Genomic DNA, 23,664 nt, shown 5'->3' on the forward strand with positions numbered 1-23,664 from the left:
TCCTCACCGCGCATCATCCATCAGGTCGCGCATGCGGCGAACGGCTGCCTCAAGCCCAACGAACACCGCCTCACCCACAAGATAATGGCCGATATTGAGCTCGGCCAGTTGCGGGATTGCGGCAATCGGCTGGACGTTCTCATAGGTCAGGCCGTGGCCGGCATGCGGCTCAATCCCGTTCTTGGCGGCCAGCGCGGCCATATCGGTCAGGCGCTTCAGTTCGGCGGAGAGCTTCTCGCCGTCGCCGTCCAGATGGGCATGGGCGTATTCGCCGGTGTGAAACTCCACCACTGGTGCGCCCAGCCGCATGGCGGCCTCCAGCTGGCGCTCGCTCGCCTCGATAAACAGGCTGACGCGAATGCCGGCATCGGCAAGGCGGCTGACAATCGGGGCCAGCTGGTTGTGCAGGCCGGCGGCATCCAGGCCGCCCTCGGTCGTGCGCTCCTCGCGCTTTTCGGGAACGATGCAGGCGGCGTGGGGCATGTGCGCCAGGGCGATGGCGAGCATTTCCTCGGTCGCGGCCATTTCCAGGTTGAGCGGCAGGTTGGTGGCGGCCTGTATTCGGCGCAGGTCATCGTCGCGAATGTGCCTGCGATCCTCGCGCAGATGGGCGGTAATGCCATCGCCGCCCACGCGGGCGACGATTTCCGCCGCGCGCACGGGATCGGGATGGTCTCCGCCGCGCGCATTGCGAATGGTGGCGACGTGATCGATGTTCACGCCCAATCTGAGCCGGCCGGGGCGAAGCACCTGTGTCACTTCTTCAGGTCGCGGCTGCCGGGCTTGGTGATTGCCACCTTGGCCAGATCGGCTGGAACCTCATCCTCGGCATATGTGGGGAAGTTGATCGCCACCAGCGGGAAGAACGGCACGCCCAGATCAACAGAGCCCGCAGACCGGTCCACCAGCGCCGCCTCGGCAATCACGTCACCGCCCTCGGCCCGCACGCATTCCATGGCTTCGCGACTCGAAAGGCCGGTGGTCACGACATCTTCGACCATCAGCACTTTTGCGCCTTCGGGAATGGCGAATCCGCGCCGCAGTTCGAACGTGCCGGTGGGTCTTTCCACAAAAATCGCGTCCTTGCCCAGCGCCCGGCCTACCTCATGGCCGATGATCAGTCCGCCCATTGCGGGTGAGACCACCAGGTCGATCTTCTGGCGAATCTCGCGCGGGATCGACTGCACCAGCGCCAGCGCCAGCCGCCCGGCACGCTCGGGGTTCATCAGCACGCGGGCGCATTGCAGGTAATGCGCGGAATGGCGGCCAGAGGAGAGTTTGAAGTGCCCCTCCAGCAAGGCGTGGCAGCTGCGAAATTCGGCAAGGACCTCTTCTTCGGTCATAATTTGTGAATGCGCCTTTCGGTGGATCATCAGCATACAGGACCAAAGCCTGCATGGTAGTTCGTGAAAAATCTCCCTAGAAGCGCTTGAGGCATGGGGCAAGCGGGCGTATAGGCCCGCCCGATAAGGCCTTTTCTCGGGGCTATTTGGGCCTATTGCGCCCGCAACAGAACGGAAAGCGTTGGACAGATGAATTTCGGCGAGATCGCCCGCAAGCGGCTGCATATCATGGTAATTATGGCCGCGGCCGTGTCATTCCTTACTGCCCCGGTTACCGGATTCGCGCAGGAGACCGAGGCTGTCGAGGCAGTTGCCGCCGATGCAGCGGTTGAGGGTGCGGTTGTTGCCGATGCGGCTCCAGCGTTTGAACATTACGGTGCAGACATGATCGTCGGACAGCCGGTTTCGGCCAATGAAGACATGCTGGCATCGATGACTTTCCAGCCTCAGCACACCGCCAATGGCGATTATGCGCTGTGGATGCACGATGCGATCCTGATGCCGGTCATCACCGTGATCAGCCTGTTCGTGCTGGGCCTGCTGCTGTGGGTGGTGGCGCGCTATCGCAGGTCGCGTAATCCGGTGGCATCCAAGACCAGCCACAACACGCTGATCGAGATTATCTGGACGGTGATCCCGGTCATCATCCTGCTGGTGATCGCCGTTCCGTCCATCACCCTGCTGGCTCGCCAGTATCAGAGCCCGCCCGAAGATGCGCTGACCATCAAGGCCAATGGCTACCAGTGGTACTGGGGCTATGAATATGTGGACAATGGCGGCTTCGAAGTCATTTCCAACATGCTGAGCGATGAAGATGCGCTGTCTTCCGGTGAACCGCACCAGCTGGCGGTGGATAATCGCATGGTTGTGCCGGTTGGCGTGCCGATCCGTATCCAGACCTTCGGCAAGGACGTGATCCATGCCTTTGGCGTCCCCTCGCTGTGGTTCAAGATGGATGCCGTCCCGGGGCGCATCAATGAAAAGATGCTGCAGATCGACGAGCCGGGCATCTATTATGGCCAGTGCATGGAACTGTGCGGTGCGCGTCATGGCTATATGCCGATCGCCATCGAAGCGCGTCCCGTGGCTGAATATGAAGCATGGGTGCTGAGCCAGGGCGGTACACTCCCCGGCGCGGTTGCGGCCGTACCGGCTGAACCGGCGGCAGCTCCGGCGCCCGAAGCAGAAGTTGCTGTTCCGGCGGAAGAGATTGCCGCAGCCGACGCGGCTCAGGCGCAATCCTGATTTCGCCATTCGAATTTGTAAGTTTGACACGATAGACCAAGGTCCGAGACGAATATGGCCACGACTGCTGAAGGCTTTGATGCCCACCACGACGATCACGCACATGATGCGGATCACAAGCCAGGCTTTTTCGCGCGCTGGTTCATGTCCACCAATCACAAGGACATCGGCACGCTGTACCTGATCTTCGCGATCTTCGCGGGCATCATCGGCGGCATTGTATCGGGCATCATGCGTGCCGAACTGGCGCAGCCGGGCATCCAGGTGCTGGGCTGGTGGGTCGAGTTCATGGGCGGCGAAGCCAGCTTCGATGCCAATGGGCACATGTGGAACGTGCTGATTACCGCACACGGCCTGATCATGGTGTTCTTCATGGTCATGCCGGCCATGATCGGCGGTTTTGGCAACTGGTTCGTGCCGCTGATGATCGGCGCGCCGGACATGGCCTTCCCGCGCATGAACAACATCTCCTTCTGGCTGACGGTTGCCGGCTTCTGCTCGCTGATGTTCTCGGCCTTCGTGCCGGGCGGCGTCGGCAATGGCGCGGGCACGGGCTGGACCGTCTATGCTCCGCTGTCGACCAGCGGCTCTGTCGGGCCGGCAGTCGATTTCGCGATCTTCTCGCTCCACCTTGCGGGCGCAGGCTCGATCCTTGGCGCGACCAATTTCATCACCACCATCTTCAACATGCGTGCCCCCGGCATGACGCTGCACAAGATGCCGCTGTTCGTGTGGTCGGTGCTGGTCACTGCCTTCCTGCTGCTGCTGGCGCTGCCGGTTCTGGCCGCTGCCATCACCATGCTGCTGACCGATCGCAACTTTGGCACAACCTTCTTCGATCCGGCCGGTGGCGGTGATCCGATCCTGTACCAGCATCTGTTCTGGTTCTTCGGGCACCCCGAAGTGTACATCATGATCCTGCCGGGCTTCGGCATGATCAGCCAGATCGTGGCGACCTTCTCCAAGAAGCCGGTGTTCGGCTATCTGGGCATGGCCTATGCCATGGTCGCCATCGGCGTGGTCGGCTTCATCGTATGGGCGCACCACATGTATACCGTGGGCCTGGACGTGAATACGAAGATGTATTTCACCGCCGCAACCATGGTCATCGCGGTGCCCACCGGCATCAAGATCTTCAGCTGGATCGCCACCATGTGGGGCGGATCGATTGAATTCAAATCACCGATGGTGTGGGCGATGGGCTTCATCTTCCTGTTCACCGTTGGCGGCGTGACCGGCGTTGTGCTGGCCAATGGCGGCATCGACGACAACCTGCACGATACCTATTACGTGGTGGCGCATTTCCACTATGTGCTGTCGATGGGTGCGGTGTTCTCGCTGTTCGCGGGCTGGTATTACTGGTTCCCGAAAATGAGCGGCCGGATGCATTCCGAATTCCTCGCCCACCTGCACTTCTGGATCTTCTTCATCGGTGTGAACATCATCTTCTTCCCGCAGCACTTCCTGGGCCTGCAGGGCATGGCGCGCCGCTATCCGGACTACACGCCGGCCTTCGAATACTGGAACCACATTTCCAGCCTGGGCTATTACGTGATGGCGGGCAGCATGCTGATCTTCTTCGTGAACACCGCTTATGCGCTGATCGCGGGCAAGAAGGCGGAAGCCAATTACTGGGGCGAAGGCGCCACCACGCTTGAGTGGTCGCTGTCCAGCCCGCCGCCGTTCCACCAGTTCGAAACGCTGCCCGTGATCGAGGACCACCATTCCTCCAACGATCACATCAGCCAGGCTCCGGCCAAGGCCTGATCGCAGTGTCCCCGGCGCGTTCGGGGTACAAGAAAAGGGGTGGGGGCGCGGACGGGAACGACCGCGCCCCTGCTTGCAAATGACCTCCCGTTGAGTTGGAGCCGTAAAAGACAATCGCCATGGCCATAACCGCCGCCCCTGTTCAGACCATGCCTGCCGAATGGCGCGATTTCTTCGCCCTGACCAAGCCGCGCGTGATGAGCCTGGTGGTGTTTACCGGGCTTGCCGGCCTGCTGGCAGCTCCCGGCCATATCCACCCGGTTCTCGGCTTCACCGCAATCCTGTGCATTGCGCTGGGTGCTGGCGGCGCGGCCACGCTCAACCAGTGGTGGGAGGCCGATCTCGATGCCGGGATGAAGCGCACCGCCAAGCGCCCGATTCCGCAAGGCAGGATGCGGCGCGAGGATGCGCGCGATTTCGGCCTGCTGCTGTCCTGCACGTCCGTGGGTGTGATGGGGCTGGCGATCCACTGGCTGGCGGCGATCATCCTGGCCGTGTCGATCGTTTATTACGCCGTGGTCTACACCATGTGGCTCAAGCCGCGCACGCCGCAGAATATCGTCATTGGCGGCGGGGCAGGGGCCTTTCCTCCGCTGATCGGCTGGGTCGCGGTGACGGGCGATATCACCGCCATGCCCCTGCTGCTGTTTGCCATCATCTTCATCTGGACCCCACCGCATTTCTGGGCGCTGGCGCTGTTCGTGCAGACGGATTACGCCAAGGTCGGCATTCCGATGATGCCGGTGGTCGCGGGCGAGAAGAGCACGCGCAGGCAGATCTTCGCCTATTCCATCGGCCTGCTGCTGATCAGCCTGACGCCGTGGGCAATTGGCGGCACCGGCGCGATCTACGGAATTGCGGCGCTGGCACTTTCCGGCCTGTTTCTGGCACTGTCCGTGCCCGTGGGCTTTCGCACCTCGGTTCCCGGCGATACCATGAAGCCCGAAAAGCGGCTGTTCGCCTATTCGGTGCTGTATCTTTTCGCGCTTTTCACCGCTTTGGTGGCAGACAGGATGATCCTCTCATGACCCCGCAGGAACAGGAAGAATTCACCCGCCGGCGCAAGGCCCGCAATCTGGTGTTCGCACTGGTGCTGTTTGGCTTCGTCGCGCTTTTCTATGCGATCACGATCGTGAGGATGGGTGACTGATGGCTGCGGGCGCGCTCGATAACCGCAATCGCCGCACCATGCTGATGGCGTTCGGCATGGCGCTGGCCATGCTGGGCCTGGGTTTTGCCGCGGTGCCGCTGTATAATCTTTTCTGCCGCGTCACCGGTTTTGCCGGCACCACACAGGTGGCGACTGAGGCCGAAGCGGACCTGGCCGCACGCATGGCGCAAAGCGCGGGCGGAAAGACCTATTCGATCCGCTTCGATGCCAATACCGCCAGCGATATGCCGTGGACATTCGAACCGGTTCAGGTGACCGATACAATCACCATCGGCCAGCGCGACATGGCAACCTACACCGCGCGCAACAATTCCAGCGAACCGATCACCGGCACGGCCACCTTCAATGTGGAGCCTGAGCAGGCCGGAATCTATTTCAACAAGATCCAGTGCTTCTGTTTCACGGAGCAGACCCTGCAACCGGGCCAGGAGGTCCGTATGCCGGTGCTTTACTACGTCGATCCAAAGGCTCTGGACGATCCGAACATGGAAGGTGTGGAACAGATTACCCTGTCTTACACATTCCACCGTGCAATAACCGACTGATAGGCTCTGGACCCTGCGGCTTCCGCGCTTTAAGGGCCTTCACGAAACGACTAATCAGGACTGACATCATGGCTGGCGCCAAGAACCACGATTATCACATTCTCGCTCCCGATATCTGGCCTCTGATCGGTGCAGCTTCTGCGCTGATCTTTACCAGCGGCATGGTGCTGTTCATGCATGACATGGCCAGCTGGCATCTGGTGCTGGGCATTGGTGTCGCCGGCCTGATTGCCACTTTCTTTTCCTGGTTCTCCAATATCGTGAAGGAAGCGCAGGCTGGCGATCACACGCCGGTTGTGCAGCTGCACCTGCGCTATGGGATGATCCTGTTCATCGCTTCGGAAGTGATGTTCTTCGTCGGCTGGTTCTGGAGCTGGTTCGATTTCGCCCTGTTCCCCGCGCCGCTGGAAGTAATTGACGGTGTGACGCGCAACCTGATTGGCGAAGAAGGCGCGGCCATGCTGGCCAAGTTCCCGCCGGAAGGCCTGCACGTCCTCGACGCATTCGACCTGCCGCTGCTCAACACGCTGATCCTGCTGTGCTCCGGCACCACGGTCACCTGGGCGCACCACTCGCTGATCCACGGCGACCGTGACGGGCTGAAGAAGGGCCTGTGGCTGACCATTGCCCTGGGCATCCTGTTTACCAGCATCCAGGCCTATGAATACAGCCACGCGCCGTTCCCCTTCGGCACCAACACCTATGGCTCGGCCTTCTACATGGCCACCGGCTTCCACGGCTTCCATGTGCTGGTCGGCACGATCTTCCTGATCGTCTGCCTGCGCCGCACCTATCTGGGCCACTTCACCCCGCGCCAGCACTTCGGCTTTGAGGCCGCAGCCTGGTACTGGCACTTCGTTGACGTGGTGTGGCTGTTCCTGTTCATCGTCGTCTACGTCTGGGGCGGTTGGGGCGCAGAGATCCATTGATCTCGTGACTGACCTTCCAGACACTCGCAAAGGGCAGCCCGCTTTAGGTGAGGCTGCCCTTTTCGGTTTGTGCCCGCGCTGCGGAGCCAGGACGATGTTCGACGGGGCGATCAAATTTGCCCCGCGCTGCACAGGCTGCGGCCTTGACTATTCCCGCTTCAACGTGGGGGACGGGCCAGCGGCCTTCCTGACGCTGATCGTCGGGGCAATAGTCGTCGGGCTGGCCATTTGGCTGCAACTGACCTTCGATCCGCCGTGGTGGCTGCACGTGGTCCTGTGGCTGCCGTTGATCGTGGGCGGGGTGGTTGCGGGCCTCAGGCTGTCCAAGGGGGCGCTGCTGGTGCGCGAATTTCGCAGCAATGCGGCTGAACACCGGCATGAACATGCCCGTGCACAGCGCCATGATGGAAGTGACTTGTCATGACGCGCAAGATTCCGATCATTCCCACCATCATTGTGCTGGCCGCCGTCGCCACCATGATCGCGCTGGGCTTCTGGCAGCTGGGGCGGCTGGATGAGAAAGAAGCGCTGATCGCCCGTTATCAGGCGCAGATTGCCGATGACGAGGTGGTACTCGGCAATTTCGGCGATCCTGATGCCCTGTTTCGCAGGGCAAGCTTCTATTGCGATCAGGGCCGTGACGCTTCGAGCATTTCGGGGCGCAACGCGCGCGGCGTCGCGGGCTGGGCCCATATCGTCACCTGCACCACCGGCAGTCCGGATACGGGATCGCAAGCTGGCGCTCCTTCCGCCTCGGCTGTTTTGCCAGAGGAGGTCGATCTTGTCCTTGGATGGTCGCGGGATCCCGAACTGGCCGAATGGACGCAGGGCCAGGTAGAGGGGATCGTGGCGCGCGGTGGAGAGCGGGGCTGGCGCATCGTGGCGGACCCGCCACTGGAAGGGCTTGAGCCCAATGCCACGCCCGATCCTGCCGACCTGCCCAACAACCATCTGGCCTATGCCGGGCAGTGGTTCTTCTTCGCGCTGACCGCGCTGGTCATCTATATACTGGCCTTGCGCCGCCGCTGGCGCTAACCGCGCTTTCGCAATGGAATATATTTCGACCAGAGGCAGCGCACAGGCGCTCGATTTCGAAGGGGTGACGCTGGCCGGCCTCGCCTCCGATGGCGGGCTGTATGTCCCGCGGGAATGGCCGCGCTTCACTGCGGCGCAGATCGCCGATATGCGCGGCCTGTCCTATGTTGAGCTGGCGGTGCGGGTGATGCTGCCCTTCGTCACGCCCAGCCTGACAGAGGATGAGCTGCGCGACCTGTGCACGCGCGCCTATGGCCGCTTCGCACATGAGGCGGTGACCCCGCTGACGCAGTTTGACCAGCAGCACTGGCTGCTGGAGCTGTTTCACGGGCCCACGCTGGCGTTCAAGGATGTGGCGCTGCAATTGCTGGGCCGCCTGTTCGAACATTTCCTGCAGAAGAATCAGGACCACCTGACCATCGTTGGCGCGACCAGCGGCGACACCGGTTCCGCCGCCATTGATGCGGTCGCCGGGCGGGAGCGGGTGGATATCTTCATGCTCCATCCCAAGGGCCGCGTCAGTGACGTGCAGCGCCGGCAGATGACCACCGTGCGCGCGCCCAATGTGCACAATATCGCCATCGAAGGCAGCTTCGATGATGCCCAGGCGATGGTGAAGCGCATGTTCGTGGATGATGCCATGACCGGGCGTTTTCGCATCAGTGCGGTCAATTCCATCAACTGGGCGCGGCTGATGGCGCAGGTGGTGTATTATTTCGCCGCCGCGCTCCAGCTTGGCGCGCCCGATCGCAAGGTTGCCTTCAGCGTGCCCACGGGCAATTTCGGCGATGTGTTCGCCGGCTATGTCGCGGCGCAGATGGGCCTGCCGATAGAGCGGCTGATCGTGGCCACCAACATTAACGATATCCTCTACCGCGCCCTGACCACGGGCGATTACTCGGCCGGAACGGTTACTCCCACCGCCGCGCCCAGCATGGATATCCAGGTCTCCTCCAACTTCGAGCGGCTGCTGTTCGATTGCGGCGGGCGCGATGGCAAGGCGCTGGCCGAGCAGATGCGCGGGTTTGAAGCGAGCAAGGCCATGCAACTGACCAATGCCCAGCGCGAAGGGGCAGCGGCGCTGTTCACCTCCGTGCGCGCGGACGGTGATGACATGGTCCGGGCGATGGCATGGGCGGCGGAGAACTGCGGCGAGGTGATCGACCCGCATACCGCCATCGGCCTGCACGGCGCGCGCAACTGCGGCATTGATCCCAGCGTGCCGATCGTCACGCTGGCCACGGCCCATCCGGCCAAGTTCCCCGATGCGGTGGAACGGGCCACGGGCATGCGTCCGCACCTGCCCTCTCGCATCGGCAATCTGTTTGACCGGCAGGAAGCCGTGGTTGAACTGCCGGGTGATTATGATGCCGTTGCCAGCTTCGTGGCGGAGCGTGCGACGCCGAGTTCATAGGAGGCGCTGATGGCCGATCTCCTTGACCAGCCGATACTGATGGAAGGCGCTGCCTGGGCCGATTATGGCCTGGTGGACAGCGGCAACGGGCGCAAGCTGGAACGCTATGGTCCGTTCCGCTTCATCCGTCCCGAACCGCAGGCGATGTGGCAGCCGCGGCTCGATGAAGACGGGCCGGAATGGCAGGCGCATGGCGAATTCGTGCCCGGATCGGATGAAGACGGCGGCGGCCGCTGGCATTTCAGCAAGAGCGTGCCCGGCGAAGGCTGGCCGCTGTCCTGGCAGGAGGTGCGCTTCACCGCCCAGTGCACGCCCTTCCGCCACCTGGGTTTCTTCCCCGATATGGCCCCGGTGTGGGAATGGATGCGCGCGCAGCTGGCGGGCCGCGATGATGCCAGCACGCTCAACCTGTTTGGCTATACCGGTGCCGGATCGCTGGCGCTGAGCCAGTGCGGCCCCGTGACCCATGTCGATGCGAGCAAGAAGTCGGTCGCCCAGGCGCGAGAGAATGCGGCGCTTTCCGGGATGACGGACCGGCCGATCCGCTGGCTGATCGACGATGCAGGCAAGTTCACCGCGCGCGAAGTGCGGCGAGAGAAGCGATATGACGGGATCATCCTCGATCCGCCCAAATTCGGACGCGGCCCCAATGGTGAGGTCTGGCGGCTGGAGGAAGGCCTGCCCGGTCTGATCGGCGAATGCCGCCAGCTGCTGGATGCGGACAGCCGCTTCTGCTTCCTCACCGTCTATGCCGTGCGCATGTCATCGCTGGCCATTGGCGGGCTGCTGGCAGAAGCCTTTGCCGGTCTTCCGGGCACGGTGGAACACGGCGAACTGGCTGTGCGCGAAGAGGGTGCGGGCGGGCAGGACAACGGCAGGCTGCTGCCCACCGCCATCTTTGCCCGCTGGAAAAACGACGGCTAGAGCGTCTGCAATTCGGCCAGGAAGGCTTCGATCCGCTTGGCGTTATAGCCAAGATCGGACAGGCCAACGCGGCTGACGGAGCGCATGTCCACGCGGGTGCTGCCATCGTCGATGGGGGTGACCTCCACGATCACGTCATCCCTGAAGCGCAGGTAGCCGGCATAGGCGGTGGCCTCCATGTGGCCTGCAGGAATATCGATGCTGGCGATGTCCCAGCCATTGCCTTCTGCCAGCGCGCGGGCATTGGCGAGCACTTCGCTGGGGCTCTTGTCGATCACCACCGGGCCGATATCGGGATATCCGGTGCGGTGCGCGGCGCGCCATTCTTCCTCGCTCTGGAACGGAATCAGATTGTCGGCGCGCAGTTCCAGCGTCTGGAACTGCGGCGGATCGTCCACATCGGTGGTGATGTCATGCAGCGGCGGGGCTTCCCCGGCGGGCAGGATCACGGCGTAATAGATCACCACCAGCAGGCCGCCCGAAAGCACCAGCGCAGTGGCGGATTGCCACTTGGGGCCGGTCTTGCGCACGAAAGCCAGCAGCAGGCCGATGGCGGCGATCACCGCCAGCGCGCGCGCCGGGTTGAGCAGCATCATGAAACCGATGAAGCCGCTCAGCTTGTCGATCATGTCATAGCGAGCGAGGGTGAGCGAGGTCACGGCGATCAGCACCGCAAGTATTGCACCGCCCAATGCGAATGCGCCGATCCATTTGACCCAGCGCGAACCAGTGCTTGCAGGTAGCGTTGCCATAATCACTTCTCCCCTCGATCTCTGGCGGCAAATTGGTCATATCCGCGGCTGTCAGTCAACACCGGCTAATGGCGGTGAAGGCCATGCTTTCTTGCCAATTGGCCGGGGTGGTGCCAGTGGGGCGCGCATGGCAGATAGCCTCATCCTCGAACTCGCCGACTTCGTGCATGATATCCATACGGGCATCTATTCCGAAGAGACCGGCCAGCCGCAGCCGCTGAAGTTCACCGTGCAGGTGAAATTCAAGGTGGCAGACCATTATGACGCGGATACCCCGCTCGATGCGTCGAAGAATTACATGGACCTGAAATTCGCCTGTTCGGAAGCGCTGGGTGACACGCATTACAAGCTGATCGAGGCGGTGGCCGACCACGTTTGCGAAACGCTGTTCCTGCAGGACAGCCGAGTCGAGCAGGTGAGCGTCAAGATCGTCAAGCTGGCGCTGAGCGAGGCGGATGAGCAGATCGGCATCACTCTGACGCGCGATCGCCGCTGATGGTGGAATTCGATCTGCGCGCTGTGCAATGGCCCGCCAGCCCGTTGGACTCAGCCGCCCTGTTCCACCGCGATCTGGCCCCGCAAGTGCGGGATCTGTTCGCCCGGCAAGGCATGTGGGCGGATATTGCGGTGGACGATGGCGAGGAACTGGCCGCGGTGGTGATATTCCCCGATGCCGACCACACGCACAGCCAATGGCGCATCGCCGCGATCCAGGATCTGGCGCGCGAGGCGGCACCCGGCCGGGTCAACGCCATTGCCGGCGGCGATGATGCTGCGGTTGCCCAGGCGGTGGACTATCTGACCGGCGCGCCGGGTGTGACCGGGCAAATCCTGCAAGTGGATGCAATTGCGGCTCAGGTGGACTAGATAGGCAGGCGATGAGTTGTTCCACCCCCCTGGTCGATGGCTTCAACCGCCGGATTTCCTATCTGCGCCTGTCGGTGACGGATCGCTGCGATCTGCGCTGCACCTATTGCATGCCAGAGATGATGACCTTCCTGCCCAAGAAGGATGTTCTCAGCCTGGAGGAGCTGCACAAGCTCGGCCTCGCCTTCATTGATCGCGGCATCACCAAGATCCGCCTGACCGGCGGGGAGCCGCTGGTCCGCCGCGATGTGATCCAGCTGATTCAGGCGCTGGGCCGCAAGCTGGGCGATGGTCTGGAAGAACTCACGCTCACCACCAATGGCACGCGGCTGGCAGAATTTGCCGACGATATTGCCGCAGCGGGCGTCAAACGCATCAATGTCAGCCTCGATACGATGGATTCGGTGCTGTTCGAGCAGCTTTCCCGCCGCGACCGGCTGGTGAAGGTGCTGCAAGGCATCGCCGCCGCCAGGGAAGCGGGCCTGAAGGTCAAGATCAACACGGTGGCACTCAAGGGCATCAACGAGGAGGAGATCCCCTTCCTGGTCGAATGGGCGCATGCCAACGGTCATGACATGACGCTGATCGAAGTCATGCCGCTGGGCGAGGTCGATGGCGAGCGTGTGGATCACTACCTGCCGCTGCCGGTCATTCGGGACCGGCTGGAGGCGATGTGGACGCTGGAAGACGTGAAGGACGATACCGGCGGCCCGGCGCGCTATGTCCGCATTCGTGAAACCGGCGGCGGGCGGCTGGGCTTCATCACTCCGCTGACCAATAATTTCTGCGCCACCTGCAACCGTATCCGCGTGACCGCCACGGGCGAGTTGTTTGCCTGCCTTGGCGGCGCGGAGAAGGTTGATCTGCGCGCGGCCCTGCGTTCCGATTCGCCCGATGAGCAGCTTGCTCTGGCGCTGGATGAGGCAATGCGGATCAAGCCGGAGAAGCACCACTTCCGCATAGAGGCCGGATCTGGCCCTGCGCAGCCGCGCCACATGTCGATGACCGGCGGCTGATGTTGAGGGGGCCGCGATGGCTGTGACACTCGTTTTCCTGGGCAAGCTGGCCGATCTGGCCGGTGTCAGTGACAAGCAGCTCGAGGGACCGCTCGACTGGCAGGGCCTGTGCGATGAATTGCAGGGGCCGCTGGCCGATGCCGTGAAGCAGGATCGCACCCGCATCGCGGTGAATGGGCAGGTGCTGGCCGACAAGACCTCCCTGTCCGCTGTGGACGGGGACGAGGTCGCCTTGCTGCCCCCTGTCAGCGGCGGCTGACCATGGCGCGTGATGTCAGGCTGCTGACCCAGCCGTTCAATCCCGGACAATTCGTGGGGCCGTTCACCAATGCCCATCCCGGCCTTGGCGGCGTGTGCACCTTTGTGGGCGAAGTGCGCGGTGACAGCGGCGTGGAAGCGCTGGAACTGCTGCACTACGAAAGGCTGACCCTGCCGGGCATGGAGAAACTGGCCGATTCCGCGATTGAGCGGTTTGACCTGATGGGCATGCTGATCGTCCATCGCTCCGGCGTGATGCACGTGGGGGAGCCGATCGTGCTGGTTTCTGCCGCCGCGAAGCATCGCCGCGAAGCCATCGAAGCGGTCGATTTCGCGATGGATCATCTGAAATCGGACAGCTGGTTCTGGAAGCGTGAAAAGCGCGCCGATGGCTGGCACTGGATCGAACCGCGCGAGCAGGACCACGACGATCTGGCGCGCTGGGCGCAATAGATTTACCGTTTTGACCGCGATCAAGGTAGTTCGCGAGGCAATGCATCATTCTTGTTTTGGAAGAGACAGGAGTGAGAGATGGTCGAGAAACTCAGCCGCGAAACGATTGCCCAGCATGCCATCGTGCATACCGCGATGCCTGCCGCGCACCGGCCCACCATCGTGGATCGCAGTTTCGAACTGCCCCGCGGCCTCTATATCGCCACCGTGGGTTGCTACCTGTCTTTCATGCTCGTCACCGGTCTTTGCTTTGGCAATCCCGGTCTGATCCTGCCGATGGGAGTGATTATCTTCCTCATCATCGCCGGTTTCGGAATCCCGACGATCTGGACGAAGCTGGCCCCTCAGTCACCCGTCAGGGCGAAGAGCTGGGCGCGTTTCCAGCAGGACGGAATCACGACGATTTCCGGTCATAATTCAGCAGCTCAGGCATCAGTGCAGGTATTGATCCTCCCTGTATTGGTCCTGATCTGGGGCGTGGCGGTTGTGACCATTGCCGCTATAGTGAGCTGAACTTTCACGCGACGACCGGTTCAGCCCATAAGTCCCAACTGCGCGGGGTCGATTAATTCGATCCCGCGCACACCATTCCGCCGCAGAATCCCTTCGCGCTCCAGCCTGGTCAGGCTGCGGCTGACGGTTTCGATGGTCAACCCCAGCATATTGGCCATTTCTCCGCGCGTCAGCGGCAGGTCGAATTTCTGCGCCATATGGCACGATGTCTTGCTGGCAGCATCGGCCATGCCGCGAATCAGACTCGCGACTCGGCCGATCGCGCTGGAGCGGCCGCTCAGTTCCAGCAATTTCCGGCTGCGTCGCAATTCCTCTTCGGTCCTGCGCAGCAATGCCTTGGCGAGTTTGGGATTCTCATCGAGCGCCTGCAACATCTCGCTGCGCGGAAACACGCACAGTTCGCTGTCCGTCAGCGCCACCACATCGTAGGTGGCAAACGGGGCAAACAATTCACCGATGAAGCCGGAGGGATGAACCAGCGCCAGAATGTGCTCGTTACCCTCGGTGTCGAAGGTGGCGATCTTCAGCGCGCCCGAAACCAGCATGGCGCAGGCGGCATCCTCCTCGCCCCTGGAGAAAAGTATATCCCCGCGCCTTAGCTTGCGTGTGCGTCCCGATCGGGCAAGGTCGTCCCGGGCCCCGTCATTCAGGACTGCGCACGCTGCCCTGTCGCGCACCGGGCATGTCTCGCATGCCAGATTCATGAATTAAGCGAATCCACCAGGCCTGCGATCAGCTGGTTCTGTTCATCGACAAGAGCGGAAATATCGTCGCGGGCCGCACCAATGCGCGCAATTTCACCGCCCTCAACCGCGGCATCGACATACAAGCGATCAATATCGGCGAGCGCGATCAGCGCATTGCTGCGTTTTGATTCCAGATCAGCCAGCGCGACCTGGGCCACGGACCAGCTTTCGCTGCCCACCGCTGCGCCGCGTGCGGGCTGCACACGCGATCGTGCGGTCTGCACGGCGGTGAGGAAGCCTGCATGGGCGGTGCGTGCGGTCTCTGTCAGGCTGGCAAGCTGCGCCAGCGTGGCGGGAGCTGTGGGGGCGGGGGTGAATACGGGCGCTGGCAGCATGCTGCCGGAGAATCGCTCCATATCGCGCACGGCCAGACTGGGATATTCCTGCGGCGTAGCGCAGCCTGCCGCAAGCAGGCTGGCACCCAGCGCGAACAGAGTGCCAATGATCCTGCCAGTGATACTGCCGGTGAATGGAATGCTGCGCGACCTCATGGATTCTGCCTTAGCGCGGGATCAAGAGACTTTCCAGCCATGCAAAAAGCCCGTCGATCCATGCAAAAATAGGTGCCTTCTTGTTGACAGCGCCACGAGCTTGGCATATCGGGCGGCTCACTTTGCGGTGCCCTACTCGGGCGCCTTTTTTGTCGTTGTAGTGGGATGGCCCCGCGTCAAAGACACCTAAAGAAACGGAACAAGCACCATGTTCGCAGTTGTGCGCACGGGCGGCAAGCAATATCGCGTCGCCGAAGGAGACAAGATCGCGGTCGAGAAACTGGCTGGTGAGGCCGGGGATACGATCGAGCTGGGCGATGTCCTGCTGGCCGGCGAAGGCGCCGACATGGCGGATGTTGCCAAGGTAAAGGTCTCGGCAGAGATCATCGCCCAGGCGAAGAGTGAGAAGGTGATCGTTTTCAAGAAACGTCGCCGTCACAACTATCGCCGCAAGAACGGCCACCGCCAGCAGATGACCCTGCTGCGCATCGTGGGCGTGGGTGAAGGCAAGAAGGCTGCGCCAAAGAAGGCTGAGGCTCCTGCAAAGGAAGCTCCCCAGGCCGCTGAGGCAAAGGCTGCACCGGCCAAGAAGCCGGCCGCTGCCAAGAAGCCTGCTGCCAAGAAGGCCCCCGCCAAGAAGCCGGCCGCCAAGGCCGACAAGGAATAATCCCGGACTACCGGGTGGATACGGAGTAAGACGAGATGGCACATAAAAAAGCTGGCGGTTCGTCGCGCAATGGTCGCGATTCAGCCGGTCGTCGCCTCGGCGTGAAGAAGTTCGGCGGTCAGGAAGTGATCGGCGGCAACATTATTATTCGCCAGCGTGGCACCAAGGTCTATCCGGGCGTGAATGTCGGGATGGGCAAGGATCACACGCTGTTTGCGCTCGAAGCAGGCCACGTGCGTTTCCACGATGGCAAGCTCGGCCGCAAATATGTGTCGGTCGACGCCATGGCGCAGGCAGCCGAATAATCGGATGATCCAAGGAAGGGGTCATCCACCGGGATGGCCCCTGTCGGGCGGCAAATAGCCCGGCATTCGCGAAGGAGATGGGGCCGCCCCGTCTCCTTTTTTTGTTTTCTCCTTCGCAACATGCACGTCACGCACCGCTGGTAGGACAGGCGGGCGGGGGCGATGGAGGAGAAACGCGATGTTCATGCGTACGCAGCGCCTGTTCCTGAGGCCGCCTTTCCCGGAGGATTGGCGCGAGGTTTACCGCGGCATCAATGATGCCGGTCTGGTGCGCATGCTCGCGCGTGCCCCGTGGCCTTACCGAGAGGACGACGCCAGGGCATATTGCGCGGCACAGCGCGATCCAATGGATGTGCGGCTGGCAATTGTGCTGCCGGGTGTCGATGGCGCGCCGCTGATCGGCCAGATCGGCATGGATTGCAGCGAGGATGTGCCCGAAATCGGCTACTGGATCGCGCGCGGCTATCGCAAGCGGGGCTATGCGACAGAGGCGCTGGGCGGGATACTGCAGATCGCTCGCATGCTGGGCGTCAGGCGCGTTCAGGCCGGGCACTACCTCGATAATCCGGCCAGCGGCGCGGTTTTGCGCAAGGCCGGTTTTCGCGAGACCGGAGAAATCCACCCGACTCATGCGCTGGGCCGCGGCGGACAGATGGTGCTGGCGCGGCGCTATGCCCTCAATCTGGATGAGCGGGTTGAGCCGGGCGGGGCGGGTGACGGGGAAGCGGATGTGGACGCGCAAATGCGCTCTGAAGCCAACCGTAAACCGGCCTGAACTGGTCGCCTGATTTCTTGCCGCAGAGGTTATCTGCCGCCGGGTCTGTAGCTATGCAGGCTCGGCGGACAGGTTCGCTGCCGAATATTCGCTGTCATACAGCGCGATCAGTGCCCGGTCGTCCTGATTCCACGGATGAAATCCCGGCAGGAAATAGGCCAGCCATGCAGGGAATATTCGCCGCAGGATGCCGGGCCTGACGAACAGATATGTCATCAGGCGCAGCTTTGCCCGCCAGCCGGTGATGCCGTCCTGTCTCAACAGATCGAGGCAGTCCTTGCTGCGATTGGTGATGAAGCTGCGGGTGATGTGCACCATCAGCAGGCTCTTCACCTTCCACCGTTTCCACCGGCTCCAGTCTCGGGTGGCGTGCAGCCACACGTCATAGGCGACACCCTTGTGCTCGATTTCCTCTGCCGCATGCCAGCGCCACAGTTCCACCTGCTCGCTGTCGCCGCCGACAAAGTGCCGGGGATGGGTGAGGAATTCATGCGCGAACATGGCGGTGAAATGTTCCAGCGCGATGGTGATGCCCAGCCACACGATGGGCTTGCGCGCGAATACATCGCCGATCAGACTTTCGACCCTGGCATCGATGCGCGACAGGTCATAGCCCGCCTGCTCAGCGCCGCGATTGAAGGCCAGATGTTCACGCGTGTGGTTGATTTCCTGCTTCACGAAGGCGCGGATTTCCTGCGCCAGCTTGGGGTCCACACCATCGCGATGTGCCTTGACCGCTTCGATGAACAGCGCCTCCCCGCGGGGGAAGGTGGCAGACAGGGCAGTGTGCCAGGCCGTGGCCACGGGATCGCCGTTCAGCCACCAGCGCGTAGCGGCGTCATCGCGGCCAAAGCGGCGGTTGCGCACGGTAATGGCCAGGCCTTCGGGGAATGTGCCTGCCTTGCCAGTGCCCTCTGTCACATCTACGTCAAACTTCGTGGGTGCGTTCATGGCGTCAGAATTGGAAATTATTAACACCAATGTCAATAAGAAAAAGACTCTCTCCAGAGGAAAGCCGCGCGGCGGCACTGGGCGCTGCGCGTGACCTGCTGATCGAGGCGGGGCCGCAGGCGGTAACGCTGAAGGCCGTGGCCACGCGCATTGACCGCACCCATGCGAATCTGCTGCATCATTTCGGCTCTGCCGCAGGCCTGCAAAAGGCGCTCGCCGCGCATATGGCCGGATCGGTGTGCGATACCATCGGCGATGCGGTGCGCGCCACGCGGGCGGGTATCGGCACGCCGCGCGAAGTGGTGGACCTGACCTTCGATGCGTTTGACCGCGAGGGCGGCGGCGCGCTGGCCAGCTGGATGCTGCTGTCGGGCAATGAGGATGCGCTCAACCCGATTGTCGAGACGATCCACCAGCTGGTGGACGAACTGCATCCGCAGGAGCTGGAGCCCGGGGCCGAGCGGACCATGCACGAAACCACCTATACGCTGGTGCTGCTGGCGCTGGGTGAGGCGCTGATGGGCCAGCAACTGGCCGAATCGCTGGGCGTGAAGCGCCAGACATCGCGCGATCGGGCAACCGCAATGATGACTGCATCCTTCAAGAAGGCCGGTGATATCGCCGGTGATTGAGCGGCCTAGTCGTCGCCAGGCGGTGTAAGGCTCATCCATTCAGGCGCCAGCTCCGCGGGGATATCGTCCACCCGCAGGTGATCCACCGCCAGCCCCAGTTCAGGGTAGGCTGCCTTGCGGCGCTTTTCTTCTGACATCTCCAGCGGGACCACCACCAGCCGGCGATTGACCTTCTGCCGCCAGTTCATCCGCGCGGTGTTTTCCTGCCCGACATAGCAGCCCTTGGTGAAGCTGACGCCGTGCAGGTCGGCGGCATTGGTTTCCAGCCACAGCACATCGCCCAGTTCCTCCAGGCCTTCCGCCACGCCGCAGCGCAGCCGGTGTTTCAGCCAGGCATCGTCGGCAGACTCGTCATCGTCCTGCGCCACGGCGATCCAGCGCTGGCCAAGCCCTGCATGGCGCGGATCGGGCGCGCCGCCATCGCCCATTTCGGCCTGCCAGTACACGCCCAGCTCATCCGCGCGGGAAATCGAGATCTTGCGCCGCAGGCGGTACATGGAAAGCCGCTTGGCCAAATCCTGGACCGCGTCCGCCTCACAATCCAGCAGCAGCGAATCGCCGCTGCCCGGCCAGACAATGAAGTCGAACAGCGTCTTGCCCTGTGCGCTCAGCAATCCGGCATAAACGGGCAACAGGCCCTTCACGTCATTGGTGACGAGGCCCTGGAGGAAATCGGCAACATCCTCGCCGCCGGTTTCAGGAGCGATGCGGAGGACCGCGCGGGAAAAGAGGCGTTCTGCTGGCATAGGTGAATAGGTGGCACGTAGCGGGAGGGATTCAATGTTTTCTTTCCGGGATGCCTCTCCGGTCCTTTCGTTTTTCGCCATCGCCGCGCTCGTCAGGATTGGTCTGGGGCCGCGAAAGGCCTATGCGGCTGCCCCATCATGCCTATTCGTGCATTCCTGCTGCTGACCGTGATCTGCCTTGTCTGGGCTCTCAACGTCGTGGTCAGCCGACTGGTAGTGGGCGACATGGGCGTGCCGCCGCTGTTCTATGCCGCCGCGCGATCATGCGTGGTGCTGGTGCTGCTGGCGCGCTGGCTGCGGCCCGTTCCGCCCCAACTGCTGCGCGTGATGCTGGTGACATTTGCCGTCAGCGGCGGGTCTTTCGCGCTGCTGTTCATCGGCTTGCAGCAGGCGAGCCCTTCCGCCTCTGCCGTCATCAGCCTGTCGGGCGCGCCGCTGACGGTGCTGTTCGCCATCGCCATACTGGGGGAAAAGATCGCCTGGAGGCGAGGGCTGGGCATCGCCCTGACCTTCATCGGCGTGCTGGTGGCGGTGGCCTCGCCCGCAGGATGGTCGGGCGGGGTGGGGCTGGTCTTCGTCTTTGCCTCTGCCGTGGTGGGGGCGATGGGATCGGTCCAGCTCAAGCGGATCGACCTGTCGCCGCTGCGCCTGCAGGCGTGGGCCGCGCTGGGGTCCAGCGTGGTGCTGATCCCGCTGTCCGCGCTGACCGAGCAGGGACAGATCGCCGCGAGCGTGGCGGGCGGCTGGCCACTGGCCGCGGCGCTGTTCTTCTCCGCGGTGATCGTCTCACTGGGTGCGCACACGCTCTATTTCCGGCTGATCCAGCGCTTCGATGCCAATCTGGTAGCACCGCTGACGCTGATGACGCCGATCTTCACCATTATCGCCGGTGCCACCATTACCGGAGACCGCGTGGGCGTGTTCCTGATTGCCGGGGCCGCCATCGCGGCCACGGGCGTGCTGGTGATCCTGATCCGCCCCAGCCGCGAACTGTTCAAGCCGCTGCTGGTGCGCTCCCGGCTGTGAGCCTCTTTTGCACCCGGCGTGAATATGGCAAGGGCGGGGCATGACATCATCCATCACCATTCGCAGGCCAGATGACTGGCACGTTCATTTGCGCGATGGCGCCATGCTGGCAGGCGTGGTGGGCCACACCGCGCGCCAGTTTGCCCGCGCCATCGTGATGCCCAACCTCTCCCCGCCAGTGGTGGATGTGGCTTCCGCCCGGGCATACCGCCAGCGGATCATGGACGCCGTTCCTGCGGGCATGGAATTCTCCCCGCTGATGACCGCCTACCTCACCGACAGCACAGATACTGAAGAGATGCGCCGCGGATTTGCCCAAGGCGTGTTCACCGCCGCCAAGCTCTATCCCGCAGGGGCCACCACCAATTCAGCCAGCGGAGTGACGGACATCGCCAATATCCGCGCCGTTCTGGAGGTGATGGCCGAGATCGGCATGCCGCTGTGCGTGCACGGTGAAGTGACCAGCGCCGATGTCGATATCTTTGACCGGGAGGCGGTGTTTATCGATCGTATTCTGGCCCCGCTGATTGCCGACCTGCCGCAGCTCAAGGTGATTTTCGAGCATCTGACCAGCGAGGAAGGCGTGGCCTTCGTGCAAGGCGCATCTGCCAATGTTGCCGCCACCATCACCCCGCAGCACCTGCATATCAACCGCAATGCCATGCTGGTGGGCGGGATGCGTCCACATGCCTATTGCCTGCCCGTGGCCAAGCGGGAGAAGCACCGGCTGGCGCTGCGCCGTGCAGCCACCTCTGGCAGTGCAAAGTTCTTTCTGGGCACGGACAGCGCCCCCCATGCCCGCGAAGCCAAGGAAAGCGCCTGCGGCTGTGCGGGTATCTTCAACGCCCCTTTCGCGCTGGAGAGTTATCTCACCGTGTTCGAGGATGAAGGCGCGCTGGACAGGTTCGAGGGCTTTGCCTCGCTCCACGGTCCGGCGTTTTACGGCCTGCCGGTGAACGGGCAGAGCGTGACGCTGGAGCGCGCCGATTGCCCCGTGCCGCAGGTGATGGATGTGGGTGCCGCGCAGCTGGTGCCGTTCCACGCTGGCGAGACCCTGCGCTGGCGCTTTGCCAGTTAGGCAGTTGTTGCCCTGGCTTTGGGTTTCGGCCTGAACAGCTCCCACGTGAACAGCGCCGCGGCGGCCCAGATCATGACGAAACAGGCCAGCTGCGCCGGTTTCAGATCCTCCCCAAAGACGAACAGGCCCATCAGGAACACGATGGTGGGCGATGTGAACTGCAGGAAGCCGATCACCGTATAGGGCATGCGCCGCGCCGCCGTGGCGAACATCAGCAGCGGGATGGCCGTCATCGGCCCGCTGCCCGCCACCGCCAGCGCCACGCCCGTGCCTTGCGCCAGTGCCGGGCCTTGCGGGCTGGCCCAGTACCATCCGACAATGCCCAGCGCCACGGGCATCAGGATCATCGATTCGACCGTCAGCCCCACCAGCGGACCTGCTTTCACCGTCTTGCGCAGCAGGCCGTAAATGCCAAACGTCATCGCCATCGACAGGCTGAGCCACAAGGTGGTGAGCGCCCCTGCGGCCAGCGCCGTCACGCCAATCGCGGCCAGGATCACCGCAGCCCATTGCCGCCCGGTCAGTTTCTCCTTCAGGAAGACCATCCCCAGCAGCATCATGTTCAGCGGCAGGATGTAATAGCCAAGGCTGGCGGCATAGACATGGCCGTGCTGGATGGCCCAGACATAGAGGAACCAGTTGATCCCGATCATCGCCGAACTGCCCAGCAGCGTCAGCACCGTGCGCCGGTCGCGCAGCACGGCGCGCAATTCTTCCCCACCTGCACGCCATAACAATATGGCGAAACACAGCGGCAGGGTGAAGACGAGTCGCCAGGCGACGAATTCCAGACTGGGTACGGTCTGCACCAGAATCAGGTACAGCGGCATGGAGCCCCACACCGCATGCGCGCCCAGCGCATAGGCCAGGGCGGACCCCTTGCCCGTGTGATCCTGCTGCGATTGTCCCCCGCTCATCGCACTACAGCTACGCCTTGCCGCTTGTAGGGGCAAGCTTTCCGCCCTCTTGCCAGCGGTTCAGATTTTTTCCATTAAAGACAAAGGGATCGATTGTTGGATTCGGTCGTTTCAATCACAGAATTGGCCTGGTCTTTCCCTGGTGGACCAGAGCCTGAGCGCGGCCTCAGGGTCGTATTCAGGGGGTCGCGCCAAGGCGTTCGCGTGGCGCAAGCTGCGCGGACGCCTTGAAACCTCGGCCGGCAAGAGGTGCTCAATCGGCCATCGGGTAATCTCGCCGGGTTATTTCGCCGCGCTATTTCGCCGCGTTAAATTGCTATTGGTGATTTGCCGGTAAGGCTGGCGGCCATGATCTGTCGCCCCATGCCAGCCTTGCGTTCTCTTGCGCTGATCGCAGCGCCTGTCCTGCTGCTGTGCGCATGCTCGGAGCAGGAGGAGGCAGAAAGCGAACTTGCCATCGACACCTCCGACCCGCTGATGTCGGGCGCGCTGGCAGACCAGATCCTGGTCGATCCCGACATGGTTAACCGCAACACCGGCAATATGGCCGCCAGCCTGGCCGGTCAGGATGGCTCGGTTCCTTTCCCGGATCAGGGCGCAGAAGCCATATTGGCCGCGCGTACCGAGGCTGTCGAACTGGTGGGCGGCAACAGCGCCATGCGCAGCGCCCCGCCGGCAACGCGCGTTGATGGCGAACTTCCGCCAGAAGCCGCGCTGAGCGTGGCCGCCCGCGCTGCCTCCGCTGGCGAAGGTAATGGCGATTGCGCCGCGCAGGCAGAATTCTCGGCCATATGGGCGGCCCGCATGCCGCAGGCCTTCCCGGTCTATCCGCGCGGCGCGGTGCATGAAGCGGCGGGCACGGATGCATCGCCCTGCGCACTGCGGGTGGTCAATTTCACCACGCCGGTGGATGCAGGCGACGTGATGGATTTCTATTATACCAGAGCCGTTGCCGATGGATTTTCCGCCCAGCGGGTGATCCAGGACGGCGATGACATATTGGGCGGCACGCGAGGCAGGGCCAGCTATATGGTGTTCGTCCGCCCGCATCCGGGCGGCGGCACGGATGTCGATCTGGTCACCAACGGGCGCTGATTA

General features: G+C 62.8%; 31 protein-coding genes. 23 read left to right on the forward strand and 8 right to left on the reverse strand.

Translation table 11 applies throughout. The features are described from left to right. Positions 1–3: 3 nt before the first annotated feature. Together ABDZ98_RS07450 and pyrE are read right to left on the reverse strand one after the other, a co-directional pair. Entirely contained in the window at positions 4–750 is a 747-nt protein-coding gene (locus ABDZ98_RS07450; protein WP_160590248.1) for a pyridoxine 5'-phosphate synthase, read from the reverse strand. A gap of 5 nt (positions 751–755) precedes the next feature. Beyond that, positions 756–1,343: an orotate phosphoribosyltransferase gene (pyrE, locus tag ABDZ98_RS07455; RefSeq protein ID WP_160589887.1), complete on the reverse strand. Its 588-nt coding sequence runs from the start codon at positions 1,341–1,343 to the stop codon at positions 756–758. Between the two features lie 228 nt (positions 1,344–1,571). Between pyrE and coxB the strand changes: the two genes are divergently transcribed. The 10 genes from coxB to ABDZ98_RS07505 all read left to right on the forward strand — a co-directional run bounded on the left by coxB (position 1,572) and on the right by ABDZ98_RS07505 (position 10,373). After that, the gene (gene coxB, locus ABDZ98_RS07460) at positions 1,572–2,588 is read left to right on the forward strand and encodes a cytochrome c oxidase subunit II (RefSeq protein WP_419866761.1); all 1,017 of its coding nucleotides are present in this window, start codon (positions 1,572–1,574) and stop codon (positions 2,586–2,588) included. 54 nt (positions 2,589–2,642) lie between these two features. Beyond that, the gene (gene ctaD, locus ABDZ98_RS07465) at positions 2,643–4,355 is read left to right on the forward strand and encodes a cytochrome c oxidase subunit I (RefSeq protein WP_160589885.1); all 1,713 of its coding nucleotides are present in this window, start codon (positions 2,643–2,645) and stop codon (positions 4,353–4,355) included. Between the two features lie 119 nt (positions 4,356–4,474). After that, a complete protein-coding gene (locus ABDZ98_RS07470) occupies positions 4,475–5,383 on the forward strand; it encodes a heme o synthase (protein WP_160589884.1) in 909 nt (302 codons plus the stop codon). After that, positions 5,380–5,505 carry a hypothetical protein gene (locus ABDZ98_RS07475; RefSeq protein WP_272916778.1) on the forward strand — a complete coding sequence of 42 codons (126 nt, stop codon included), beginning with the start codon at positions 5,380–5,382 and terminating at the stop codon, positions 5,503–5,505. The genes ABDZ98_RS07470 and ABDZ98_RS07475 overlap by 4 nt, the downstream gene beginning before the upstream one ends. Next, the gene (locus tag ABDZ98_RS07480; protein ID WP_160589883.1) at positions 5,505–6,071 is read left to right on the forward strand and encodes a cytochrome c oxidase assembly protein; all 567 of its coding nucleotides are present in this window, start codon (positions 5,505–5,507) and stop codon (positions 6,069–6,071) included. The genes ABDZ98_RS07475 and ABDZ98_RS07480 overlap by 1 nt, the downstream gene beginning before the upstream one ends. Positions 6,072–6,139: 68 nt before the next feature. Then, positions 6,140–7,000, forward strand: coding sequence for a cytochrome c oxidase subunit 3 (locus tag ABDZ98_RS07485; protein WP_160589882.1), 861 nt, complete (start codon positions 6,140–6,142; stop codon positions 6,998–7,000). A 94-nt stretch (positions 7,001–7,094) separates the two neighbouring features. Beyond that, positions 7,095–7,424, forward strand: coding sequence for a DUF983 domain-containing protein (locus tag ABDZ98_RS07490; protein WP_160589881.1), 330 nt, complete (start codon positions 7,095–7,097; stop codon positions 7,422–7,424). Continuing rightward, positions 7,421–8,035, forward strand: a complete 615-nt coding sequence (locus tag ABDZ98_RS07495; protein WP_160589880.1) for an SURF1 family protein — start codon at positions 7,421–7,423, stop codon at positions 8,033–8,035. The genes ABDZ98_RS07490 and ABDZ98_RS07495 overlap by 4 nt, the downstream gene beginning before the upstream one ends. Before the next feature lie 13 nt (positions 8,036–8,048). Further along, positions 8,049–9,449, forward strand: a complete 1,401-nt coding sequence (thrC, locus tag ABDZ98_RS07500) for a threonine synthase (protein WP_160589879.1) — start codon at positions 8,049–8,051, stop codon at positions 9,447–9,449. Between the two features lie 9 nt (positions 9,450–9,458). Then, positions 9,459–10,373: a class I SAM-dependent methyltransferase gene (locus ABDZ98_RS07505; protein ID WP_160589878.1), complete on the forward strand. Its 915-nt coding sequence runs from the start codon at positions 9,459–9,461 to the stop codon at positions 10,371–10,373. On the opposite strand, the gene ABDZ98_RS07510 is transcribed toward ABDZ98_RS07505, so the two are convergent. Beyond that, positions 10,370–11,125 carry a DUF1499 domain-containing protein gene (locus ABDZ98_RS07510; RefSeq protein ID WP_160589877.1) on the reverse strand — a complete coding sequence of 252 codons (756 nt, stop codon included), beginning with the start codon at positions 11,123–11,125 and terminating at the stop codon, positions 10,370–10,372. The two genes, ABDZ98_RS07505 and ABDZ98_RS07510, sit on opposite strands and share 4 nt — an antisense overlap. 127 nt (positions 11,126–11,252) lie before the next feature. On the opposite strand from ABDZ98_RS07510, the gene ABDZ98_RS07515 reads away from it, so the two are divergent. From ABDZ98_RS07515 to ABDZ98_RS07540, 6 genes are all read left to right on the forward strand, one after another. Beyond that, on the forward strand, positions 11,253–11,621 hold the full coding sequence (locus tag ABDZ98_RS07515) for a dihydroneopterin aldolase (protein ID WP_160589876.1): 369 nt from the start codon (positions 11,253–11,255) through the stop codon (positions 11,619–11,621). Then, a complete protein-coding gene (locus ABDZ98_RS07520; protein WP_160589875.1) occupies positions 11,621–11,992 on the forward strand; it encodes a Rossmann fold domain-containing protein in 372 nt (123 codons plus the stop codon). The genes ABDZ98_RS07515 and ABDZ98_RS07520 overlap by 1 nt, the downstream gene beginning before the upstream one ends. An 11-nt stretch (positions 11,993–12,003) precedes the next feature. Next, positions 12,004–13,008, forward strand: a complete 1,005-nt coding sequence (moaA, locus tag ABDZ98_RS07525) for a GTP 3',8-cyclase MoaA (RefSeq protein ID WP_160589874.1) — start codon at positions 12,004–12,006, stop codon at positions 13,006–13,008. 16 nt (positions 13,009–13,024) lie between these two features. After that, the gene (locus ABDZ98_RS07530) at positions 13,025–13,267 is read left to right on the forward strand and encodes a MoaD/ThiS family protein (RefSeq protein WP_160589873.1); all 243 of its coding nucleotides are present in this window, start codon (positions 13,025–13,027) and stop codon (positions 13,265–13,267) included. Between the two features lie 2 nt (positions 13,268–13,269). Then, positions 13,270–13,719 (forward strand): molybdenum cofactor biosynthesis protein MoaE, encoded by a 450-nt coding sequence (locus tag ABDZ98_RS07535; protein WP_160589872.1) that lies wholly within the window; start codon positions 13,270–13,272, stop codon positions 13,717–13,719. Between the two features lie 78 nt (positions 13,720–13,797). Next, positions 13,798–14,232 (forward strand): hypothetical protein, encoded by a 435-nt coding sequence (locus ABDZ98_RS07540; protein ID WP_160589871.1) that lies wholly within the window; start codon positions 13,798–13,800, stop codon positions 14,230–14,232. A 20-nt stretch (positions 14,233–14,252) separates the two neighbouring features. Here ABDZ98_RS07540 and ABDZ98_RS07545 read toward each other — a convergent pair whose 3' ends face one another. After that, complete coding sequence (locus tag ABDZ98_RS07545; protein WP_160589870.1) at positions 14,253–14,936, reverse strand: Crp/Fnr family transcriptional regulator; 684 nt, start codon at positions 14,934–14,936, stop codon at positions 14,253–14,255. Next, positions 14,933–15,469, reverse strand: a complete 537-nt coding sequence (locus ABDZ98_RS07550) for a hypothetical protein (RefSeq protein ID WP_160589869.1) — start codon at positions 15,467–15,469, stop codon at positions 14,933–14,935. The genes ABDZ98_RS07545 and ABDZ98_RS07550 overlap by 4 nt, the downstream gene beginning before the upstream one ends. Positions 15,470–15,677: 208 nt before the next feature. Here ABDZ98_RS07550 and rplU point away from each other — a divergent pair, with 208 nt between their 5' ends. From rplU to ABDZ98_RS07565, 3 genes are all read left to right on the forward strand, one after another. Then, complete coding sequence (gene rplU, locus ABDZ98_RS07555; protein WP_160589868.1) at positions 15,678–16,136, forward strand: 50S ribosomal protein L21; 459 nt, start codon at positions 15,678–15,680, stop codon at positions 16,134–16,136. A 35-nt stretch (positions 16,137–16,171) separates the two neighbouring features. Beyond that, positions 16,172–16,441 carry a 50S ribosomal protein L27 gene (rpmA, locus tag ABDZ98_RS07560; RefSeq protein ID WP_160589867.1) on the forward strand — a complete coding sequence of 90 codons (270 nt, stop codon included), beginning with the start codon at positions 16,172–16,174 and terminating at the stop codon, positions 16,439–16,441. 178 nt (positions 16,442–16,619) lie between these two features. After that, the gene (locus ABDZ98_RS07565) at positions 16,620–17,216 is read left to right on the forward strand and encodes a GNAT family N-acetyltransferase (protein ID WP_160589866.1); all 597 of its coding nucleotides are present in this window, start codon (positions 16,620–16,622) and stop codon (positions 17,214–17,216) included. 51 nt (positions 17,217–17,267) lie between these two features. Here the strand turns inward: ABDZ98_RS07565 and ABDZ98_RS07570 are convergent, their stop codons facing one another. Beyond that, positions 17,268–18,167 (reverse strand): metal-dependent hydrolase, encoded by a 900-nt coding sequence (locus ABDZ98_RS07570; protein ID WP_160589865.1) that lies wholly within the window; start codon positions 18,165–18,167, stop codon positions 17,268–17,270. Between the two features lie 29 nt (positions 18,168–18,196). On the opposite strand from ABDZ98_RS07570, the gene ABDZ98_RS07575 reads away from it, so the two are divergent. Next, positions 18,197–18,799 carry a TetR/AcrR family transcriptional regulator gene (locus tag ABDZ98_RS07575; protein WP_160589864.1) on the forward strand — a complete coding sequence of 201 codons (603 nt, stop codon included), beginning with the start codon at positions 18,197–18,199 and terminating at the stop codon, positions 18,797–18,799. A 5-nt stretch (positions 18,800–18,804) separates the two neighbouring features. Here the strand turns inward: ABDZ98_RS07575 and ygfZ are convergent, their stop codons facing one another. Continuing rightward, entirely contained in the window at positions 18,805–19,545 is a 741-nt protein-coding gene (gene ygfZ, locus ABDZ98_RS07580; protein WP_160589863.1) for a CAF17-like 4Fe-4S cluster assembly/insertion protein YgfZ, read from the reverse strand. A gap of 138 nt (positions 19,546–19,683) precedes the next feature. Here ygfZ and ABDZ98_RS07585 point away from each other — a divergent pair, with 138 nt between their 5' ends. Both ABDZ98_RS07585 and pyrC read left to right on the forward strand, forming a co-directional pair. Continuing rightward, a complete protein-coding gene (locus ABDZ98_RS07585) occupies positions 19,684–20,571 on the forward strand; it encodes a DMT family transporter (RefSeq protein ID WP_160589862.1) in 888 nt (295 codons plus the stop codon). A 40-nt stretch (positions 20,572–20,611) separates the two neighbouring features. Further along, positions 20,612–21,649, forward strand: coding sequence for a dihydroorotase (gene pyrC / locus ABDZ98_RS07590; RefSeq protein ID WP_160589861.1), 1,038 nt, complete (start codon positions 20,612–20,614; stop codon positions 21,647–21,649). On the opposite strand, the gene rarD is transcribed toward pyrC, so the two are convergent. After that, positions 21,646–22,566, reverse strand: coding sequence for an EamA family transporter RarD (gene rarD / locus ABDZ98_RS07595; protein WP_160589860.1), 921 nt, complete (start codon positions 22,564–22,566; stop codon positions 21,646–21,648). The two genes, pyrC and rarD, sit on opposite strands and share 4 nt — an antisense overlap. 363 nt (positions 22,567–22,929) lie before the next feature. On the opposite strand from rarD, the gene ABDZ98_RS07600 reads away from it, so the two are divergent. Next, a complete protein-coding gene (locus tag ABDZ98_RS07600) occupies positions 22,930–23,661 on the forward strand; it encodes a hypothetical protein (protein WP_160589859.1) in 732 nt (243 codons plus the stop codon). The last annotated feature ends 3 nt before the right edge of the window (positions 23,662–23,664 follow it).

Origin of the sequence: Alteraurantiacibacter aestuarii (assembly GCF_039523595.1) — a bacterium.
Lineage (GTDB): Bacteria > Pseudomonadota > Alphaproteobacteria > Sphingomonadales > Sphingomonadaceae > Alteraurantiacibacter > Alteraurantiacibacter aestuarii.

Bases quoted from the DNA above. Each gene is read 5' to 3' on its own strand.
- pyrE (WP_160589887.1), bottom strand. From the start codon at position 1,343: ATGACCGAAGAAGAGGTCCTTGCCGAATTTCGCAGCTGCCACGCCTTG.
- coxB (WP_419866761.1), top strand. From the start codon at position 1,572: ATGGTAATTATGGCCGCGGCCGTGTCATTCCTTACTGCCCCGGTTACC.
- ctaD (WP_160589885.1), top strand. From the start codon at position 2,643: ATGGCCACGACTGCTGAAGGCTTTGATGCCCACCACGACGATCACGCA.
- ABDZ98_RS07470 (WP_160589884.1), top strand. From the start codon at position 4,475: ATGGCCATAACCGCCGCCCCTGTTCAGACCATGCCTGCCGAATGGCGC.
- ABDZ98_RS07475 (WP_272916778.1), top strand. From the start codon at position 5,380: ATGACCCCGCAGGAACAGGAAGAATTCACCCGCCGGCGCAAGGCCCGC.
- ABDZ98_RS07480 (WP_160589883.1), top strand. From the start codon at position 5,505: ATGGCTGCGGGCGCGCTCGATAACCGCAATCGCCGCACCATGCTGATG.
- ABDZ98_RS07485 (WP_160589882.1), top strand. From the start codon at position 6,140: ATGGCTGGCGCCAAGAACCACGATTATCACATTCTCGCTCCCGATATC.
- ABDZ98_RS07490 (WP_160589881.1), top strand. From the start codon at position 7,095: ATGTTCGACGGGGCGATCAAATTTGCCCCGCGCTGCACAGGCTGCGGC.
- ABDZ98_RS07495 (WP_160589880.1), top strand. From the start codon at position 7,421: ATGACGCGCAAGATTCCGATCATTCCCACCATCATTGTGCTGGCCGCC.
- thrC (WP_160589879.1), top strand. From the start codon at position 8,049: ATGGAATATATTTCGACCAGAGGCAGCGCACAGGCGCTCGATTTCGAA.
- ABDZ98_RS07505 (WP_160589878.1), top strand. From the start codon at position 9,459: ATGGCCGATCTCCTTGACCAGCCGATACTGATGGAAGGCGCTGCCTGG.
- ABDZ98_RS07510 (WP_160589877.1), bottom strand. From the start codon at position 11,125: ATGGCAACGCTACCTGCAAGCACTGGTTCGCGCTGGGTCAAATGGATC.
- ABDZ98_RS07515 (WP_160589876.1), top strand. From the start codon at position 11,253: ATGGCAGATAGCCTCATCCTCGAACTCGCCGACTTCGTGCATGATATC.
- ABDZ98_RS07520 (WP_160589875.1), top strand. From the start codon at position 11,621: ATGGTGGAATTCGATCTGCGCGCTGTGCAATGGCCCGCCAGCCCGTTG.
- moaA (WP_160589874.1), top strand. From the start codon at position 12,004: ATGAGTTGTTCCACCCCCCTGGTCGATGGCTTCAACCGCCGGATTTCC.
- ABDZ98_RS07530 (WP_160589873.1), top strand. From the start codon at position 13,025: ATGGCTGTGACACTCGTTTTCCTGGGCAAGCTGGCCGATCTGGCCGGT.
- ABDZ98_RS07535 (WP_160589872.1), top strand. From the start codon at position 13,270: ATGGCGCGTGATGTCAGGCTGCTGACCCAGCCGTTCAATCCCGGACAA.
- ABDZ98_RS07540 (WP_160589871.1), top strand. From the start codon at position 13,798: ATGGTCGAGAAACTCAGCCGCGAAACGATTGCCCAGCATGCCATCGTG.
- ABDZ98_RS07545 (WP_160589870.1), bottom strand. From the start codon at position 14,936: ATGAATCTGGCATGCGAGACATGCCCGGTGCGCGACAGGGCAGCGTGC.
- ABDZ98_RS07550 (WP_160589869.1), bottom strand. From the start codon at position 15,469: ATGAGGTCGCGCAGCATTCCATTCACCGGCAGTATCACTGGCAGGATC.
- rplU (WP_160589868.1), top strand. From the start codon at position 15,678: ATGTTCGCAGTTGTGCGCACGGGCGGCAAGCAATATCGCGTCGCCGAA.
- rpmA (WP_160589867.1), top strand. From the start codon at position 16,172: ATGGCACATAAAAAAGCTGGCGGTTCGTCGCGCAATGGTCGCGATTCA.
- ABDZ98_RS07565 (WP_160589866.1), top strand. From the start codon at position 16,620: ATGTTCATGCGTACGCAGCGCCTGTTCCTGAGGCCGCCTTTCCCGGAG.
- ABDZ98_RS07570 (WP_160589865.1), bottom strand. From the start codon at position 18,167: ATGAACGCACCCACGAAGTTTGACGTAGATGTGACAGAGGGCACTGGC.
- ABDZ98_RS07575 (WP_160589864.1), top strand. From the start codon at position 18,197: ATGTCAATAAGAAAAAGACTCTCTCCAGAGGAAAGCCGCGCGGCGGCA.
- ygfZ (WP_160589863.1), bottom strand. From the start codon at position 19,545: ATGCCAGCAGAACGCCTCTTTTCCCGCGCGGTCCTCCGCATCGCTCCT.
- ABDZ98_RS07585 (WP_160589862.1), top strand. From the start codon at position 19,684: ATGCCTATTCGTGCATTCCTGCTGCTGACCGTGATCTGCCTTGTCTGG.
- pyrC (WP_160589861.1), top strand. From the start codon at position 20,612: ATGACATCATCCATCACCATTCGCAGGCCAGATGACTGGCACGTTCAT.
- rarD (WP_160589860.1), bottom strand. From the start codon at position 22,566: ATGAGCGGGGGACAATCGCAGCAGGATCACACGGGCAAGGGGTCCGCC.
- ABDZ98_RS07600 (WP_160589859.1), top strand. From the start codon at position 22,930: ATGCCAGCCTTGCGTTCTCTTGCGCTGATCGCAGCGCCTGTCCTGCTG.